General features: G+C 67.8%; 12 protein-coding genes. 6 read left to right on the top strand and 6 right to left on the bottom strand.

The window, feature by feature from the left end; genetic code table 11:
- The first annotated feature begins 410 nt into the window (after window positions 1-410).
- The gene (locus AAW00_RS04895) at window positions 411-3,353 is read left to right on the top strand and encodes a TonB-dependent receptor domain-containing protein (protein WP_047003136.1); all 2,943 of its coding nucleotides are present in this window, start codon (window positions 411-413) and stop codon (window positions 3,351-3,353) included.
- Between the two features lie 117 nt (window positions 3,354-3,470).
- On the opposite strand, the gene AAW00_RS14210 is transcribed toward AAW00_RS04895, so the two are convergent.
- The 3 genes from AAW00_RS14210 to AAW00_RS04880 form a co-directional block, all read right to left on the bottom strand.
- Window positions 3,471-4,289: a class I SAM-dependent methyltransferase gene (locus tag AAW00_RS14210; protein WP_052761766.1), complete on the bottom strand. Its 819-nt coding sequence runs from the start codon at window positions 4,287-4,289 to the stop codon at window positions 3,471-3,473.
- Window positions 4,290-4,403: 114 nt separating this feature from the next.
- On the bottom strand, window positions 4,404-5,993 hold the full coding sequence (locus AAW00_RS04885; RefSeq protein WP_156169924.1) for a tetratricopeptide repeat protein: 1,590 nt from the start codon (window positions 5,991-5,993) through the stop codon (window positions 4,404-4,406).
- Window positions 5,990-6,727 carry a 2OG-Fe(II) oxygenase gene (locus AAW00_RS04880; RefSeq protein ID WP_047003135.1) on the bottom strand — a complete coding sequence of 246 codons (738 nt, stop codon included), beginning with the start codon at window positions 6,725-6,727 and terminating at the stop codon, window positions 5,990-5,992. Before AAW00_RS04880 ends, AAW00_RS04885 begins: the two co-directional genes overlap by 4 nt.
- A gap of 107 nt (window positions 6,728-6,834) precedes the next feature.
- On the opposite strand from AAW00_RS04880, the gene AAW00_RS04875 reads away from it, so the two are divergent.
- Entirely contained in the window at window positions 6,835-7,635 is an 801-nt protein-coding gene (locus AAW00_RS04875; RefSeq protein ID WP_047003134.1) for an outer membrane protein assembly factor BamD, read from the top strand.
- 16 nt (window positions 7,636-7,651) lie between these two features.
- On the opposite strand, the gene AAW00_RS04870 is transcribed toward AAW00_RS04875, so the two are convergent.
- Window positions 7,652-7,969 (bottom strand): PilZ domain-containing protein, encoded by a 318-nt coding sequence (locus AAW00_RS04870; RefSeq protein ID WP_047003133.1) that lies wholly within the window; start codon window positions 7,967-7,969, stop codon window positions 7,652-7,654.
- Between the two features lie 135 nt (window positions 7,970-8,104).
- On the opposite strand from AAW00_RS04870, the gene recN reads away from it, so the two are divergent.
- The 4 genes from recN to AAW00_RS04850 all read left to right on the top strand — a co-directional run bounded on the left by recN (window position 8,105) and on the right by AAW00_RS04850 (window position 12,919).
- Complete coding sequence (gene recN / locus AAW00_RS04865) at window positions 8,105-9,772, top strand: DNA repair protein RecN (protein WP_047003542.1); 1,668 nt, start codon at window positions 8,105-8,107, stop codon at window positions 9,770-9,772.
- Window positions 9,769-10,263, top strand: coding sequence for a hypothetical protein (locus AAW00_RS04860; RefSeq protein WP_047003132.1), 495 nt, complete (start codon window positions 9,769-9,771; stop codon window positions 10,261-10,263). Before recN ends, AAW00_RS04860 begins: the two co-directional genes overlap by 4 nt.
- A gap of 3 nt (window positions 10,264-10,266) precedes the next feature.
- A complete protein-coding gene (gene ligA / locus AAW00_RS04855) occupies window positions 10,267-12,324 on the top strand; it encodes an NAD-dependent DNA ligase LigA (RefSeq protein WP_047003131.1) in 2,058 nt (685 codons plus the stop codon).
- Between the two features lie 61 nt (window positions 12,325-12,385).
- On the top strand, window positions 12,386-12,919 hold the full coding sequence (locus AAW00_RS04850; RefSeq protein WP_047003130.1) for a hypothetical protein: 534 nt from the start codon (window positions 12,386-12,388) through the stop codon (window positions 12,917-12,919).
- Here AAW00_RS04850 and AAW00_RS04845 read toward each other — a convergent pair.
- Both AAW00_RS04845 and AAW00_RS04840 read right to left on the bottom strand, forming a co-directional pair.
- On the bottom strand, window positions 12,916-13,587 hold the full coding sequence (locus AAW00_RS04845) for an SDR family oxidoreductase (RefSeq protein ID WP_047003129.1): 672 nt from the start codon (window positions 13,585-13,587) through the stop codon (window positions 12,916-12,918). The two genes, AAW00_RS04850 and AAW00_RS04845, sit on opposite strands and share 4 nt — an antisense overlap.
- A gap of 85 nt (window positions 13,588-13,672) precedes the next feature.
- Window positions 13,673-14,170, bottom strand: a complete 498-nt coding sequence (locus AAW00_RS04840; protein WP_047003128.1) for a YciE/YciF ferroxidase family protein — start codon at window positions 14,168-14,170, stop codon at window positions 13,673-13,675.
- Window positions 14,171-14,236: the final 66 nt, after the last annotated feature.

Here is a 14,236-nt window from a genome sequence, read left to right as displayed (position 1 = left end):
GGACAAGGTAAATGCGCGGTTTACAAGGACAGGTTGCGAGTACTCATGGCCTGGTGGCATCGGTAACAACTCAACACGCGCAAGCCGGATGAAGGCCGTCTGGGCGGAAGCCTCGCCGCTTCGTGATCGGACGCGGTCCGTCGGCTAAATAAAAGTCAATCCGGCCAAAATCAGCGGAAATCGCGCAGTTCTGCCATTGTCGGCCTGCCTCGTGGGATTGTTTCAAAAATGTCACACGTAATCGTCTCGTTTGAAACCGGGCGTGTCTGCGATTGTGTGTGACAGGGCGAAGTGCTTTGGGGCTGCGTCAGGAAGGAGGGTTTGGTTGCCAGACCCTGCCGACGGGTAATTGCTCGCGGCGTCCGGTGCCTCTTTCCAGTCAGTTTCCTACTCTTACCAGGAGCGTTTGAATGTTTACTCCCAAGACCAAGGCAGCGTTGCTCGCCAGTTCGGTGATCTACGGGTCGCTGATCGCCGCGCCCGCGATGGCGCAGGCCGATCCGTCGATCGAGCCCGCCGCCGCCGAAGATCGCATCGTCGTCACCGGCTCGCGTATCGAGCGCCGCAACACGGAAACCGCCGCTCCCGTCGCCGTCGTCGACGACGCCGAGTTCGAGCTGTCGGGCACCGTCAACGTCGAGAACGTCGTCAACCAGCTTCCGCAGGTTGTCCCGGGCCTTACCTCGGCTTCGAACAACCCCGGTAACGGCACCGCCACGCTGAACCTGCGCGGCCTGGGCGCCGCGCGCTCGCTGGTCCTGGTAAACGGCCGTCGCTGGATGTTCTTCGATACCTCGCAGCTGGTCGACCTCAACACCATCCCCTCGTTCCTGATCGACTCGGTCGACGTCGTAACCGGCGGTGCCTCGGCCGTTTACGGTTCGGACGCGCTCGCGGGCGTCGTCAACTTCCGTCTGCGTCACGTCGACGGCATCGAAGCCGGTGGCCAGTACTCGATCACCGATCGCGGTGACGGCGACCGTTACGAAATCCACGGCGCCATCGGCACCGATTTCTCCGACGGTCGTGGCCGTGCCACCGTCTTCGGCGAATACTACAACCGCGACTCGATCTTCCAGGGCGACCGCGAGTTCTCGAACTTTGCCCTCGGTGGCGAAACCTTCGGCGAGCCGCTGCAGCAGTTCGGTTCCTCGACCCTGCCGGCCCTGCGGTTCAACGCGCCGGGCAGCACTGCGGTCAACGGCACCACGTTCCTGCTCGGCAGTGGTCTGACCATCGACGACGCGATCTTCGACGTCGGCAATGGTGCTGCACGTGCGCGCGCCGGCGACACCTACAACTATGCGCCGGTGAACTACCTGCAGATCCCGCAGGAACGTTACCTGCTGGGTGGCTATGCCGAATACGAGATCACCGACTGGGCGGTTCCGTATGCCGAGGTGGCCTTCGTCAACAACCGCGTCGCGACCGAACTGGCCGCCACTCCGGTGACCGGCACGTTCAACGTGAACCTGGCCGCGGTGCAGCCGTTCGTCAGCACGGCCGTGTTCCAGCAGCTGCAGACCCTGGACGCGCGTGAAACCGCTGCCAACGCCGCGCGTATCGCCGCCGGCCTGTCGCCGCTCAACGGTGCCGCTCCGGGCGTGGTCAGCGCCTCGCTCCAGCGCCGTGTGCTCGAAACCGGTTCGCGTAACTCGCTCGACGAGCGTAACGCCTTCCGCGTCCTGGCCGGTATGCGTGGCGACATCACCGATTACCTGCAGTACGATGCCTATTACACGTACAACCGTACGCGTAATGCCAACATCCAGGCCGGTAACATCTCGCGCTCGGCCTTCCAGAACGGCCTCAACGGCACTGCTCCGACGATCAACATCTTCGAAGAAGGTGGCCTGACGCAGGACATGGTCGACCAGATCTCGATCCTGGCGCAGAACTCGGACATCTCCACCCTCGAAGTCGCCTCCGCGGCGATCTCGGGCACGCTGGGCGACTTCGCCCTGGGTGCGGCGGAGCCGGTCGGCTTCGCGCTGGGTGGCGAGTATCGCCGGGTTGCCTCGCAGTTCATTCCTGACACCGCGCTGGCCTCGGGCGACGTCATCGGCTTCAACGCCGGCGACCCGACCGAAGGTTCGTACAACGTCAAGGAAGTCTTCGCCGAGATCAACGTCCCGTTCGAGACCGAGAGCGGCATGCGCATCGAGCTTTCGGGCGCCGGTCGTTACTCCGACTACTCGCTCGAGCAGATCGGTGGCGTCTGGACCTACGCCGGCGGCGTCGAGTTCCAGCCGATCCCGGACGTGACCTTCCGCGGCCAGTACCAGCACGCCATCCGCGCGCCCAACGTGGCCGAGCTGTTCCAGGGAACCGCCATCGGCTTCCCCGGCGCAACCGACCCGTGCGGCCGTCCGGATGCGACCTCGGGCACGCTGCGTGACCTGTGTCTCGCCAACGGTGTTCCGGCTGCCAACCTCGGCCGGGCGGCGATCATCCAGCCCAACACGCAGATCCCCGCGCTGTTCGGCGGCAACCCGAACCTCCAGGAAGAAACCTCGGACAGCTACACCTTCGGTGTCGTGCTGCAGCCGCAGGCCATTCCGGGTCTGACGGTCACGGCCGACTACTTCAACATCAAGATCGAGGATGCCATCACCACGATCTCGTTGCAGCAGTCGTTCGACCTCTGCTTCGACCAGTTCCAGGATCGGGCGAACCCGCTTTGCGATCCGTTCTTCGCGTTCGGTAACATCCGTAACGCCGAAGGCGCGATCGACGTGGACGCCACCCCGGTTCTCGGCGGTCAGAACATCGCCGAGTTCGTGGTTTCGGGTGTGGACCTTCAGGTCAACTACGGAATGGACCTCGGGTTCTCGCTGCTGGGTAACGGCTCTTCGGACCTGAACCTGAACTTCCTGGGTACCTGGACCGAGGAAAGCTCGTTCCTGGCTACCCCGGATTCGGACCTGCTCGACTGTGCCGGCATCTTCGGTGCCTCGTGCGGCCAGCCGACCCCGACGTTCAAGTGGACGGCCCGTGCGACGCTTATCGACGGTCCGCTCACCTTCTCGACCCGCTGGCGCCACCTGTCGGCGGTCGACGATGACGATGCCACCGTCGATTACGGCGATTTCAACGGCTCGGAGCGTATCCCGGCCTACGATCTCATCGACCTGACCGCGGCGTTCGACATTCGTGAGAACGTGACCCTCACTGCAGGTGTGAACAACGTGTTCGACACCCTGCCGATGACGCCGACGTTCGATGGCATCATCGTCAGCAACACCAACAACGGCACGCTGCTGGGCGACAACCAGGAGCAGGCCAACACCTACCCGTCGGTCTACGACACGCTGGGTCGCGACTTCTTCGTCTCGGTCGACTTCCGCTTCTAAGCGAACGACCGGGCGAGACATCGCTCAGGAAAAAGGGGCGGGGGACCTTCGGGTCTCCCGCCCTTTTTCGTTGGAGCTGACAGGACGCGACAACCTGCCGGATTTTTGGAAAGGGAGTCAGCCGGGCTTGCGCAGGGTCAGGAAGCTGGCGAATGGCTTGGCGGCGCGGTCGTCCCTGAGGTCTCGGCACTCGCCGGCTGTCAGACCTGCTTCGACCAGATGCGCGACCATGCGCTCGCCCGTGCCCGATCGTTCGGCGGCGGCCGAGAGAGTGGCGATACAGGTTAGCTCGTGACGGCCCCGGACGGCGATCTCCTCGACCGTCGCCCTCACCTCGGCTGGATGGGCGTGGGCACCGCCAGCCAGCGCGCGCCTCGTCGCCTCGGCGATTTCCCACGCGGCGGATCCCGGCCCGAACATGCGGGCCGCCCGTTCGGGACCGCTGGCGACGTCGGGCGGGATAATCGTCAGGCCGCTCAGCCGCAGGCGCAGGCTCGCCAGCGCCTTGGCAGGCAGCGCTTCCTGCTCGATGGCCCAGGCGATGCCCTCGGCGCGGGCACGGTTATGTGCGACGATGAGCGAATCCTCGCGGTGGACGATGAGGCCAACCACGCCTCCGGGTTGCAGGACCCGCGCAATCTCGCGAGCGGCGGCGTCCACCTCGCCGTATTCCAGCCCGAACTGGCTGGTGACCGCGGCAAAACTCGCGTCGGGAAAGGGCAGGGCGTCCATCTCGATCCCGCCGCGCAGCTTCGCGCCGCGCGGGGCGGGCGGCAGGGCCTTGGCCTGGTCGATACCCACCGGCTTCAGGTCGGACCGCGCGCGCAAGAGGTCGGCCATGACGCAGCCGTCGCCACTGGCAATGTCGAGCACCCGCGCCTTGCGCGGCAGACCGCGAGCGAAGCCGGCCCAGGTTTGGCCAAGAGCGGATTGCATCGGCGGGGACGCGCCGGGCAGGCAGCGGGAGCCCGCCGAGCCGCCATTGGCCCAGAAGGCGCTCCAAGCCGCGCGACCATTATCCCCCGTCGTCATCCCACAGGCATGATGCCGTCAGGTCACGTCGAAGGCAACCGTCATGCGCCGACCGCGGGCAAAGGCGCGGGTGCCGTGGTAGAGCGTGCTGGGAAACAGCGCGAGATGGCCGACCCGCGGCTCCAGCGCGGTGATGGGCGGAAGGTCGAGGCGCAGGTCGGGGGCAGGCCGACCGAGCTCGATCCAGCCGGCGCGATCGTCGCCCGTGCCCAGGTCACCGGGCAGCACGAGATACAGCGCCGATGAAACCACGCCTTCCGGATGCAGGTGCGGCGCATGGTAATCGCCGCCGTTCGCCAGCCGCACCGACCAGGACCCGGCCAGTTGCCACCCGGCATCACGTCGCGACAGCAGCGGGTGGGCCGGATCGGCCGGGGGCAGCTGGCAGCGATAGTCCTCGACGCTCGCGGTTATCGCGTCACGCAGGGCGGCGAGCTCGGGTTCCTGGCGGTGGAAAAGAATGCCGCGTGTCTGCGTTCCCCCGCGCAGCGACTGGCCGAGCGGGAAGGGCGAGGCATCGTGCAGCGCGTCGAGCACGCGGAGGGCTGGCGGCAGAACCGTTTCGGCATCGGGAAGCGGCACTATTCGTATCAGGCCTTCCTGCCCGTGGAGCCACTCGTGCCGCGGATCGCCCGACAGGCGCCAGCCGAGATCGCGCAGCGCCCATGCGGCGATCATGCGCGGATCGAGCGTCAGCGCGCGCGCAAGGACACGCTCCGCCCGGTCGAGCTCCCCGCGCCGCAGGGCATGGCGGCCCTCCTGCATGAACCGAGTCTCGCTCTCCAGCGCCAGAGCGGCAAACAAGGCCTCTGCGGCCTCATCGTGGCCCGCCGCGCCAAGATAGCTTGCGTGAAGGAGGCGCAATTGCGCGTCGTCGGGAAAGGCGGCGCTGGCGCGCGCCATGACCTCGGCGGCTTCCTCGTCGCGGTCGTGGCCGGAGAGGACGCGCGCCCATTCGATTGGCACGGCGGGATCGCCAGGCACGCGCAGCGCCGCTCGCGCAAAGTGCGCAGCAAAATCGTCCTCCCCCGCCGCCAGCCTCAGCTGGGCAAGGAACCGCAGACCCTCGGTCCAGCCCGGCAACTGCTCCGCCACCTGCTCCATCAATGCGCGCGCGCCTGCCGCATCGCCCGCGGCATCCATGGCCTGTGCCTTGCCCAGCCAGAGATCGGGGTCGCCGGGGTTGACCGCCAGCGCCCTGTCGAAACGGGTCAGCGCATCGGCTTCGCCGCGCTCGAACGCGGTGCGCGCGCGGCCGTGCAGCGCGCGCGGGCGATGGGGTTCGAGGGCGAGGGCGCGGTCGTACCACAGCGCCGCCGCCGCCATGTCGCCCAGCGCGCGTGACACCGTTCCGCGCGTCGAGCAATAAACGGCGCTGGCCATGCCCGCGGCCTCCACCGGCTCCATTTCGCGCAGGGCATCGGCGGCGCGGCCCGCGGCGCTGAGCGCAATGGCGTGGTTCAGGCGAAAGTCGAAGGCATCGGGCGCCAGCGCGGTGGCACGGGCAAAGTGATTGGCGGCGCTTGCCGCGTCGCCTGCCTTCATCGCGGCGTTGCCGGCGCTGTTGGCCTGCGCCGCCTCCGCCGACACCGCGCCTGTCTGCCTCACCGGTCGCGCAGCCAGCCGCTGATCGCGTAGCGGCCCTTCGGCGCGAAAGGCGGGACATAGGTGACCGCGTGGCTCTGCGGCACGGCGAACAGGTTCAGCGTGTTGAACAGCGGGCGAAAGCCCTGAACAATGTCGCCCGCTTCGTCGTAGAACACGAGGTAGCCGCCCCAGTCCGGGTGCCAGTCGTCGATGGTGAGGTTTAGCACGTAGGCGACGCGCCAGCCCTCGGCCACGTGGCTGTCGATGTGGCGGCCGAGGAAATGCTGCGGGGCGAAGCAGGTGGCGCTGCCGTCGGCCTTGGCGAGTTCGGGAATGCCCGTCACCTCGCGCATCAGGTCGAGGAAAGGCTCGGCATTCAGGTGTTCGAGCAGGATCTGGTGCGGGCCATCAGGGTCCCAGCCCTGCTGCACGCTTTCCACCAGCGAATAGCGCAGCGCGCGGTAGGCATAGTCGCCGCCCGCCGCGGCCTTGTCGGTCGCCTGGCCCATCGCCAGCGCCTGCTGCTGCACGGCGGGATCGCGCATCGCCTCTGGCGTGAAGGTGCGCGCTTCGCCGTGTGTTCCGGCCTGCAGGGCAATGCCCCACGGCGTGGCGCGCGTCAGCACGTCGCGCACCTCGCGCGCGGTCTCGGGTGTCAGCACGTCGGCGATCTGCAACCGCGTGTCGCGCGCGAAACGGGCGGCAAGCGCTTCGCGGTCGAGCGCGGGATTGAGTTCGAACAGGGCCTTTGCCATCGCGCCGGTCTATAGGCAGCGGCGACGCAGATCGCCAGTGGGGAGAGGCGCAGCGCGAGATGCCGACTTCACTTGGCGTTCAGCCCGCGGGTAGCTATAGGCCTGCCATGATTTCGACGAAGACGATGCGCGTTGCGCTTGTTGCGGCGGCTTCCGCCACGGTCCTGACGGGTTGCGCGCGCGGCGGCGGCAGCGGGGCCAATTCCAACGACCTCGCCTATGTCGCGCGCGACGTGGAGACGCTCTATAGCGCTGCCAAGGACCGTCTCGACCGCGGCGATCTCGAAACGGCCGCTGCGCTGTTCGACGAGGTGGAGCGCCAGCATCCCTATTCGCCCTGGGCCCGCCGCGCCCAGTTGATGAGCGCCTTCGCCTATTACGCCAATCGCGATTACAACGAATCGATCCAGGCGGCGACGCGCTTCCTCTCGATCCACCCCGGCAACCAGGATGCGCCCTACGCCTATTACCTGATCGCCATGAGCTATTACGAGCAGATCAGCGATGTGGAGCGCGACCAGGCGATCACCCGTCAGGCACTCAGCGCGCTGACCGAGATTACCCGCCGCTATCCGAACACCGATTACGCCGCCGACGCGCGCGCCAAGATCGACCTCGTCAACGATCACCTCGCCGGCAAGGAGATGGAGATCGGGCGGTTCTACCAGCGCACCGGCCAGTGGCTCGCCTCCGCGCTCAGGTTCCAGAACGTGATCGAGGACTACCAGACCACCAGCCACGCGCCCGAGGCGCTCTATCGCCTGGTCGAATCGAACCTTGCGCTGGGCGTGCCGGAAGAGGCGCAGCGCTATGCCGCCGTGCTCGGTGCCAACTATCCGGGCAACGAGTGGTACGAGCGTGCCTACGGCCTGATGGAAGAGCACACGCCCGAGCGCGTGGGCGGCTAGGCCGCTTCGGTCAGCCTCAGGCCGCGGCGTTCTCGCGCCGATAGGTATCCAGCATCGCGCTGAGTTCGGGGGCGTGGAGCGATTGCTCCAGCCGCACTCCCGCGCGCCCGTCGTGCGCCCAGCGGATCGTGCATTCCAGTTCGGTGCCGCACTCGGTCAGCAATCGCACGCTGTCGCCGGGACGAAAATCGACCTGGTCGAGATTGCTCAACCGGGCACCCTGCTGCGACAGCTCGATCAGCAGGCACGGCGCGCTCTTGCGCCCCTCGCCCTTCAGGCGCGCGGGCATCCGCAAGGCATAGCGGCGATGGGCACGAATGGTGAGCACCGACATGAGAAAACGACCCTCCTCAACTTCCGCCCCCATTGCGCCACATAAACCTTAACAATTTCCGACTCCTCCACCCAATAGCGACGAGCCATCGTTGCGCCGCGACGGGCCGAGCCTTATTGCATGGAGGCAACGCCCATGCTCACTACGCTCGCCATCCGGAACATCGTGCTGATCGACGCGCTCGACCTCGCCTTCGGGCCGGGGCTGGGCGTGCTGACGGGCGAGACGGGGGCGGGCAAGTCCATCCTGCTCGACGCACTGGGGCTGGTGCTGGGCGAGCGGGCCGACAGCGCGCTGGTCCGCGCGGGCGAGGATCAGGCGAGCGTTACCGCCAGTTTCGAGTTCGATCGCCTGCCCGCCGCCGTGGCCGATGCGCTGGCGGCTGCCGAGGTGGAGGTCGAGCCGGGCGAGGCGCTGATCGTGCGGCGGCGACTTAAGGCGGACGGCGGATCGAAGGCTTGGGTCAACGACCAGCCCGTTGGCGTCGCGCTGCTGCGCCAGCTCGCCGGATCGCTGGTGGAACTGCACGGCCAGCATGACGATCGCGGCCTCGTCAATCCGCGCGGCCACCGCGCCTTGCTCGATCGCTTCGCCGGGGCGGACACGGTCGGGGTGGCGGCGGCGTGGGAGGCATGGCGCAAGACGCGCGAGGCGCTGGCATCGGCGCGCACGGCCATCGAGCAGGCCAAGGCGGACGAAGACCTGCTGCTCGCGCACCTAGCCGAACTGACCGCCATCGAGCCGCAGGAGGGCGAGGAGGAGACGCTCGCAGGCACGCGGGTCGATATGCAGAAGGGCGAGAAGCTGCAGGGTGACCTCGAGGAATTGCGCCTCGTCTGGGACGGATCGGATTCGCCGCTCGCCCGCCTGCGTTCGGCGGCGCGCAAGCTCGACCGCATCGCGCCGGAACACACGCTGCTGGCGGAGGCTCTGGCCGCGCTCGACCGCGCGGTGATCGAGGCGGGGGAGGCGGAGGAAAAGCTGGAGGCCGCGGCGCAGGCGCTGACGCACGATCCACTCGAACTCGACCGCATCGAGACGCGCCTGTTCGAACTGCGCGCGCTGGCCCGCAAGCATTCGGTGCAGGTGGACGAGCTGCCGGCGGTGATGCAGAGCTTGCGCGCCCGGCTCGACGCCATCGAACAGGGCGATGCCGATATCGCCGACCTCGAGCGCGCCGAACTGGCGGCGGGCGAGGCCTACCGCGCGGCGGCCGAGGCCTTGCACGCGGCGCGCGTGGCGGCGGGCGAAAGGCTCGACGCGGCGGTGGCGGCCGAACTCGCGCCGCTCAAGCTGGACGCGGCGCGCTTCCGCACCGAGGTTCGCGAATTGCCGGAGGAACGCTGGGGCGCATCTGGCATGGACGCGGTCGAATTCCTCATCGCCACCAATCCCGGCGCGGATTTCGCCCCGCTCGGCAAGATCGCCAGCGGCGGCGAGCTCAGCCGCTTCATCCTGGCGCTGAAGGTGGCGCTGGCCGAGGAAGGCGGGGCCGCCACGATCATCTTCGACGAGATCGACCGCGGTGTCGGCGGCGCGGTGGCGAGCGCCATCGGTGAGCGTCTGGCGCGGCTGGCAAGCGGCGGACAACTGCTCGCTGTCACCCATTCCCCGCAGGTCGCCGCGCGCGGCGGCACGCACTACCTCATCGCCAAGTCGAACGAGGGCACGGTCACCCGCACCTCGGTCGCGTTGCTCGACGAGGGCGGACGGCAGGAGGAAATCGCCCGGATGCTGAGCGGCGCGGAGGTCACGCCCGAGGCGCGGGCTCAGGCGGATCGGTTGCTGGAGGATATTTCATGAGATCGCTTCTGACGCTCGGCCTGCTGGCTGTTTCCGCCTGCGTCGTCACGCCCCCCGGGGGCGAGCCCGGCGCGCTGCCGTCGCTCGCCGCGCGGCAGGATGCGCCTCGGCTCGCCATGATGGAGCACGTGCTGGCGCGCTATTTCTCCGCCGACATCACCGACCGTCCCACGGTCTGCGCCGCGGTGCACGAAGGGCGGGAGGCGGTGGCGCTTTCACCGGAGGACGAGACTGCGCTGATCGCACGCTTCCCGCAGCTCGCTCCGTTTGCGCGCTGCACGCCGACCGCCGAAGGATGGATGGACCGGGAGACCGAGGAGCCCGCGCTGGTGCACACGATCCACGGATTCACCTGTCCCTCGGCCACCCGTTGCACCGGCTATGCAAGCTACAATGTGCGCGGCGCGGTCTCGCCGAGTTACCTGTTGACCGCCGAGTGGCGCGGCGGCGAATGGCACTTCACCACAGATCCGCAGATCATGGCGCAATAGCCCATGCCTGAACTGACGGAAGCCGAGGCCGCGAACGAGTTGATGCGGCTGGCAAAGGCCATCGCGCGGGCGAACAGGCTTTATCACGCAGAGGACGCGCCGGAGATTTCGGACGCGGAATACGATGCGCTCGTGCGCCGCAACGCAGAGCTGGAAGCGGCTTTCCCGCACCTGGTGCGCGCGGATTCGCCGTCGCAGGCGGTGGGGCATGAGGTAAGCGCCTCGCCGCTCTCCAAGGTCCAGCACGCGGTGCGGATGATGAGCCTCGACAACGCCTTTTCGGACGAGGAGGTGGCCGAATTCGTCGCGCGGGTGCGGCGGTTCCTGTCGCTCGGCGAGGATGAGCCGGTCGACTTCACCGCCGAGGACAAGATCGACGGCCTGTCCTGCTCGCTGCGCTACGAAAAGGGGGAGCTGGTGCTGGCGGCCACGCGCGGGGACGGCAGCACGGGCGAGAACGTGACGGCCAACGTCGCGCATATTTCCGATATTCCGCAGCGACTTGCGGGCAATGTGCCAGACCTGTTCGAGATTCGCGGCGAGGTGTATATGAGCAAGGCGGACTTTGCCGCGCTCAATGCGGCGCAAGCGGATGCGGGCGGCAAGCTGTTCGCCAATCCGCGCAACGCGGCGGCCGGCTCCCTGCGGCAGAAGGACGCGAGCGTCACCGCCGCGCGGCCGCTCAGGTTCTGGGCACACGGCTGGGGCGCGGCGAGCGAGGTGCCGGGCGAAACGCAGGCCGAGGTCGTGCGCGCCATCGCAAGCTGGGGCCTGCCCGTCAGTCCGCTCTTCGCGCGGGTCGAAGGCGTCGAGTCCATGCTCGTCCATTATGCCAAGATCGCCGCACAACGCGCTGAATTGCCGTACGAAATCGACGGCGTGGTCTACAAGGTCGACCGGCTCGACTGGCAGCAGCGGCTGGGCTTCGTCGCAAAGGCGCCGCGCTGGGCGCTGGCGCACAAGTTCCCCGCCGAGCGGGCCGAGACCGTGCTTGAGGCCATCGACATCCAGGTCGGCCGCACCGGCAAGCTGACCCCCGTAGGCCGCCTCGCGCCGGTGCTGGTGGGCGGGGTGACGGTCACCAACGTGACCCTGCACAACCGCGACGAGATCGCCCGCCTTGGCGCGCGGCCGGGCGACCGGGTGGTGATCCAGCGCGCGGGCGACGTAATCCCGCAGGTGGTGGAAAACCTGACGCGCGGTGAGGATCGCCCCGCTTTCGTTTTCCCCGACCATTGCCCCGAGTGCGGCAGCGAGGCCGTGGCGGAGGAGGGCGAGGTCGACGTGCGCTGCACAGGCGGTCTCATCTGTCCGGCGCAACGTACGGAAAGATTGAAACATTTCGTCAGCCGTGCCGCGCTCGACATCGAGGGGCTGGGGGAGAAGACCATCGACCACTTCTTTGCGCTCGGCTGGCTGGAAAGCCCGGCGGACATTTTCCGCCTCCGCCGGCGCCGGGCGGAGATTGTCGCGCTCGAGGGCTGGCAGGACAAGTCTGTGGACAACCTGTTGGCATCCATCGAGGCCAAGCGCGCGCCGGATGCCGCGCGGCTGCTCTTCGGGCTGGGCATCCGTCACATCGGCGCGGTGACGGCCCGCGACCTGATGAAGCATTTCCACGAGCTTCCCGCCCTGCGCGCCGCTGCCGAGGCCGCGCGTGCCGGAGATGCGCAGGCCGAGGCCGAACTCACCGCCATCGACGGCATCGGCGGCGCGGTGGTCGAGGCGCTCGGCGATTTCTTCCACGAGGATCACAACGTCGCCGTGTGGGACGACCTGCTCGGCGAGGTGACGCCGCCCCGATACGAGGTCGCCACGGTCGACAGCCCCGTCGCGGGAAAGACCGTGGTCTTCACCGGCAAGCTCGAAACCATGAGCCGCGACGAAGCCAAGGCGCAGGCCGAGCGGCTGGGTGCCAAGGCGGCCGGCTCGGTCAGCGCGAAGACCGACCTCGTGGTCGCCGGGCCGGGCGCGGGCAGCAAACTGAAGAAGGCCGCCGAGCTCGGCATCGAGGTGATCGACGAAGCGGGCTGGGCGGCAATCGTCGCCGCCGCGAGCTAGGCTGAACGGCCGTTCGTCAAAAGGCGTGGAACCGCGCACGGGTACGGTGACTTGATCCGCCATGCGCCGCCTGCCTCTCCTCGCTGCCCTGCTGCTGGCCGGATGCGTCACCGAGGCACCGTTGCCGCCGGACGCTGGCGGACCGGTTGGTCAGCTCGATCCCGCCGATGTCGAGCGGATCGTCTTCGAGGCGGCGCGCGATCGCTATGGCGCGGCGCTGGTGCGCGAGGCGCGAGATGCGCGCGAGCACGTGATTGCCTTTCGCGCCCATGGCGGCATTCCCGTGCCCCCGCCGCCGGGCGAGCCGTTCCCGCCTCCGCCCGCCCCGTCGATGGCGCTCATGATGAAGCGCGGGGGGCAATGGCTTGTCGCCGAAACTGGCACTTGGCGGCAGGCGCGCTCCGCGAACGTGGCCGAAATGCTCGCCATCGCCGCCTCGGCAGACTTTCGCGCCGAACCCGTCCACGTGCCGCCGTGCCCGGACTATGGCGCGGTCCGCCTCGTCGCGCAGCTGGACGGCCTTTCAGGAGTGGCGCGCGATCATGGCTGCCCGAGCCGCACCGACCGCTTCGTCAGCGCCGCGCTCGGCGCCTAGTCGTTCGGCATCAGGTGGATTTCGCGCACGCAGCTCGTCTTGCGCTGCGAGAGCGCGAAGACGACTGCGGCAGCCACGTCCTCGGCCTGCAGCTTGCCGGGCTTGGCCTCGTCGAAGAAGGGCGTGTCGACCATGCCGGGCGAGATGACGGTGCAGCGTCCGCCCCATTCGCGCATTTCTTCGGCAAGATTGCCGGCGAAGCCGTGCACGAACCACTTGGTTGCGCCGTAGATCGAGCCCTTCAGGTGGTCGCGCCCGGCCTTCGATCCCGTCACAACGAAATGCCCCTTGCGCTTGCGTAGCTCGGGGAGCGCGGCGTGGGCGGTGTAGAGCACGGCCATCACGTTGAGATGAATCATGTCGTGCCACTCGGCGGGATCGCCGTCCTCGACACCCGGCGTGTCCACGCCCTTGCCGGCATTGGCGAAGACCGCGTCGAGCCCGCCGAATCGCTCCACGGCCTGCGATACCGCGCCCATCACCGCGTCGCGGTCGGTCACGTCGCAGGCGATGGCCATGGCACCCTCGCCGATCTCCTCAACAAGCGCGTCGAGCTTGTCCTGCGAGCGGGCGAGGAGAGCGACGTTCCAGCCCGCCTCGGCGGCTGCGCGGGCGGTGGCGGCACCGATGCCGGAGGAAGCACCGGTGATGAGCAGGGTCTTGGTCATGAGAAAGATCCGTAAAGGCTGAATGCGACGAGAGCCGGAACGCCCGTCTGGCGCTCCGGCTCCCGATAAGACGGAGGGCGAGGCTTTATGCCTTGGCCTGCAGGTTCTGGCTGCGCTCGGCGAGCTCGCTCATGTTTTCGTCGGCCTGGTAGCAGTCGGCGGTGATTTCATCGAGCTTGGCGACGTGGTCGGACTTGCCCAGCGCCTCGGCAAAGGCCTTGGCGGTGCCGAAGCCGCAGATGCCGTAGTGACACATGCGCTGGTACTGCGAGATGATGACGACATCGCGCACGTCGTCGTCGGAAATTTCGGCCTCCAGCGCGTGCTTCTTGGCCTCTTTCACCAGGCCTTCCATGCCCTTGCAGTGCTCCTTTTCGGAGACGCCGCATTCGTCCAGCAGGCCCTTCACCGTTTCGGTGTGCTTGTCGATGCCGTCGGCGCTCTTGGTGAGGCGCTGCTTGAGCTTGTCGTCCTTGGTGGCATCCGCCAGCTCGCGCACGCATTTCGCCATCTGGTCGTTGGCGGACCAGTTGTCCTGCAGTTCGTGGGTGTAGCAATCGGTCAGGTTCTTGGGGGCCGACATCGGGTTCTCTCCTGTTGGAGGCGTTAGCGGAATCGCTGCTTCGCCTGTGGACCCTACGGTTGCCGC

Origin of the sequence: Aurantiacibacter luteus (assembly GCF_001010945.1) — a bacterium.
In the GTDB taxonomy this organism is placed as follows: domain Bacteria; phylum Pseudomonadota; class Alphaproteobacteria; order Sphingomonadales; family Sphingomonadaceae; genus Alteraurantiacibacter; species Alteraurantiacibacter luteus.
The sequence above is the reverse complement of the archived record's forward strand: the minus strand, read 5'-3'. Positions and strand labels throughout refer to the sequence as shown.

Excerpts from the sequence above, each read along its gene's own strand:
- AAW00_RS14210 (WP_052761766.1), bottom strand. The coding sequence starts at position 4,289 with ATGCAATCCGCTCTTGGCCAAACCTGGGCCGGCTTCGCTCGCGGTCTG.
- AAW00_RS04875 (WP_047003134.1), top strand. The coding sequence starts at position 6,835 with ATGATTTCGACGAAGACGATGCGCGTTGCGCTTGTTGCGGCGGCTTCC.
- AAW00_RS04870 (WP_047003133.1), bottom strand. The coding sequence starts at position 7,969 with ATGTCGGTGCTCACCATTCGTGCCCATCGCCGCTATGCCTTGCGGATG.
- AAW00_RS04860 (WP_047003132.1), top strand. The coding sequence starts at position 9,769 with ATGAGATCGCTTCTGACGCTCGGCCTGCTGGCTGTTTCCGCCTGCGTC.
- AAW00_RS04880 (WP_047003135.1), bottom strand. The coding sequence starts at position 6,727 with ATGGCAAAGGCCCTGTTCGAACTCAATCCCGCGCTCGACCGCGAAGCG.
- AAW00_RS04840 (WP_047003128.1), bottom strand. The coding sequence starts at position 14,170 with ATGTCGGCCCCCAAGAACCTGACCGATTGCTACACCCACGAACTGCAG.
- ligA (WP_047003131.1), top strand. The coding sequence starts at position 10,267 with ATGCCTGAACTGACGGAAGCCGAGGCCGCGAACGAGTTGATGCGGCTG.
- AAW00_RS04850 (WP_047003130.1), top strand. The coding sequence starts at position 12,386 with ATGCGCCGCCTGCCTCTCCTCGCTGCCCTGCTGCTGGCCGGATGCGTC.
- AAW00_RS04895 (WP_047003136.1), top strand. The coding sequence starts at position 411 with ATGTTTACTCCCAAGACCAAGGCAGCGTTGCTCGCCAGTTCGGTGATC.
- AAW00_RS04845 (WP_047003129.1), bottom strand. The coding sequence starts at position 13,587 with ATGACCAAGACCCTGCTCATCACCGGTGCTTCCTCCGGCATCGGTGCC.
- recN (WP_047003542.1), top strand. The coding sequence starts at position 8,105 with ATGCTCACTACGCTCGCCATCCGGAACATCGTGCTGATCGACGCGCTC.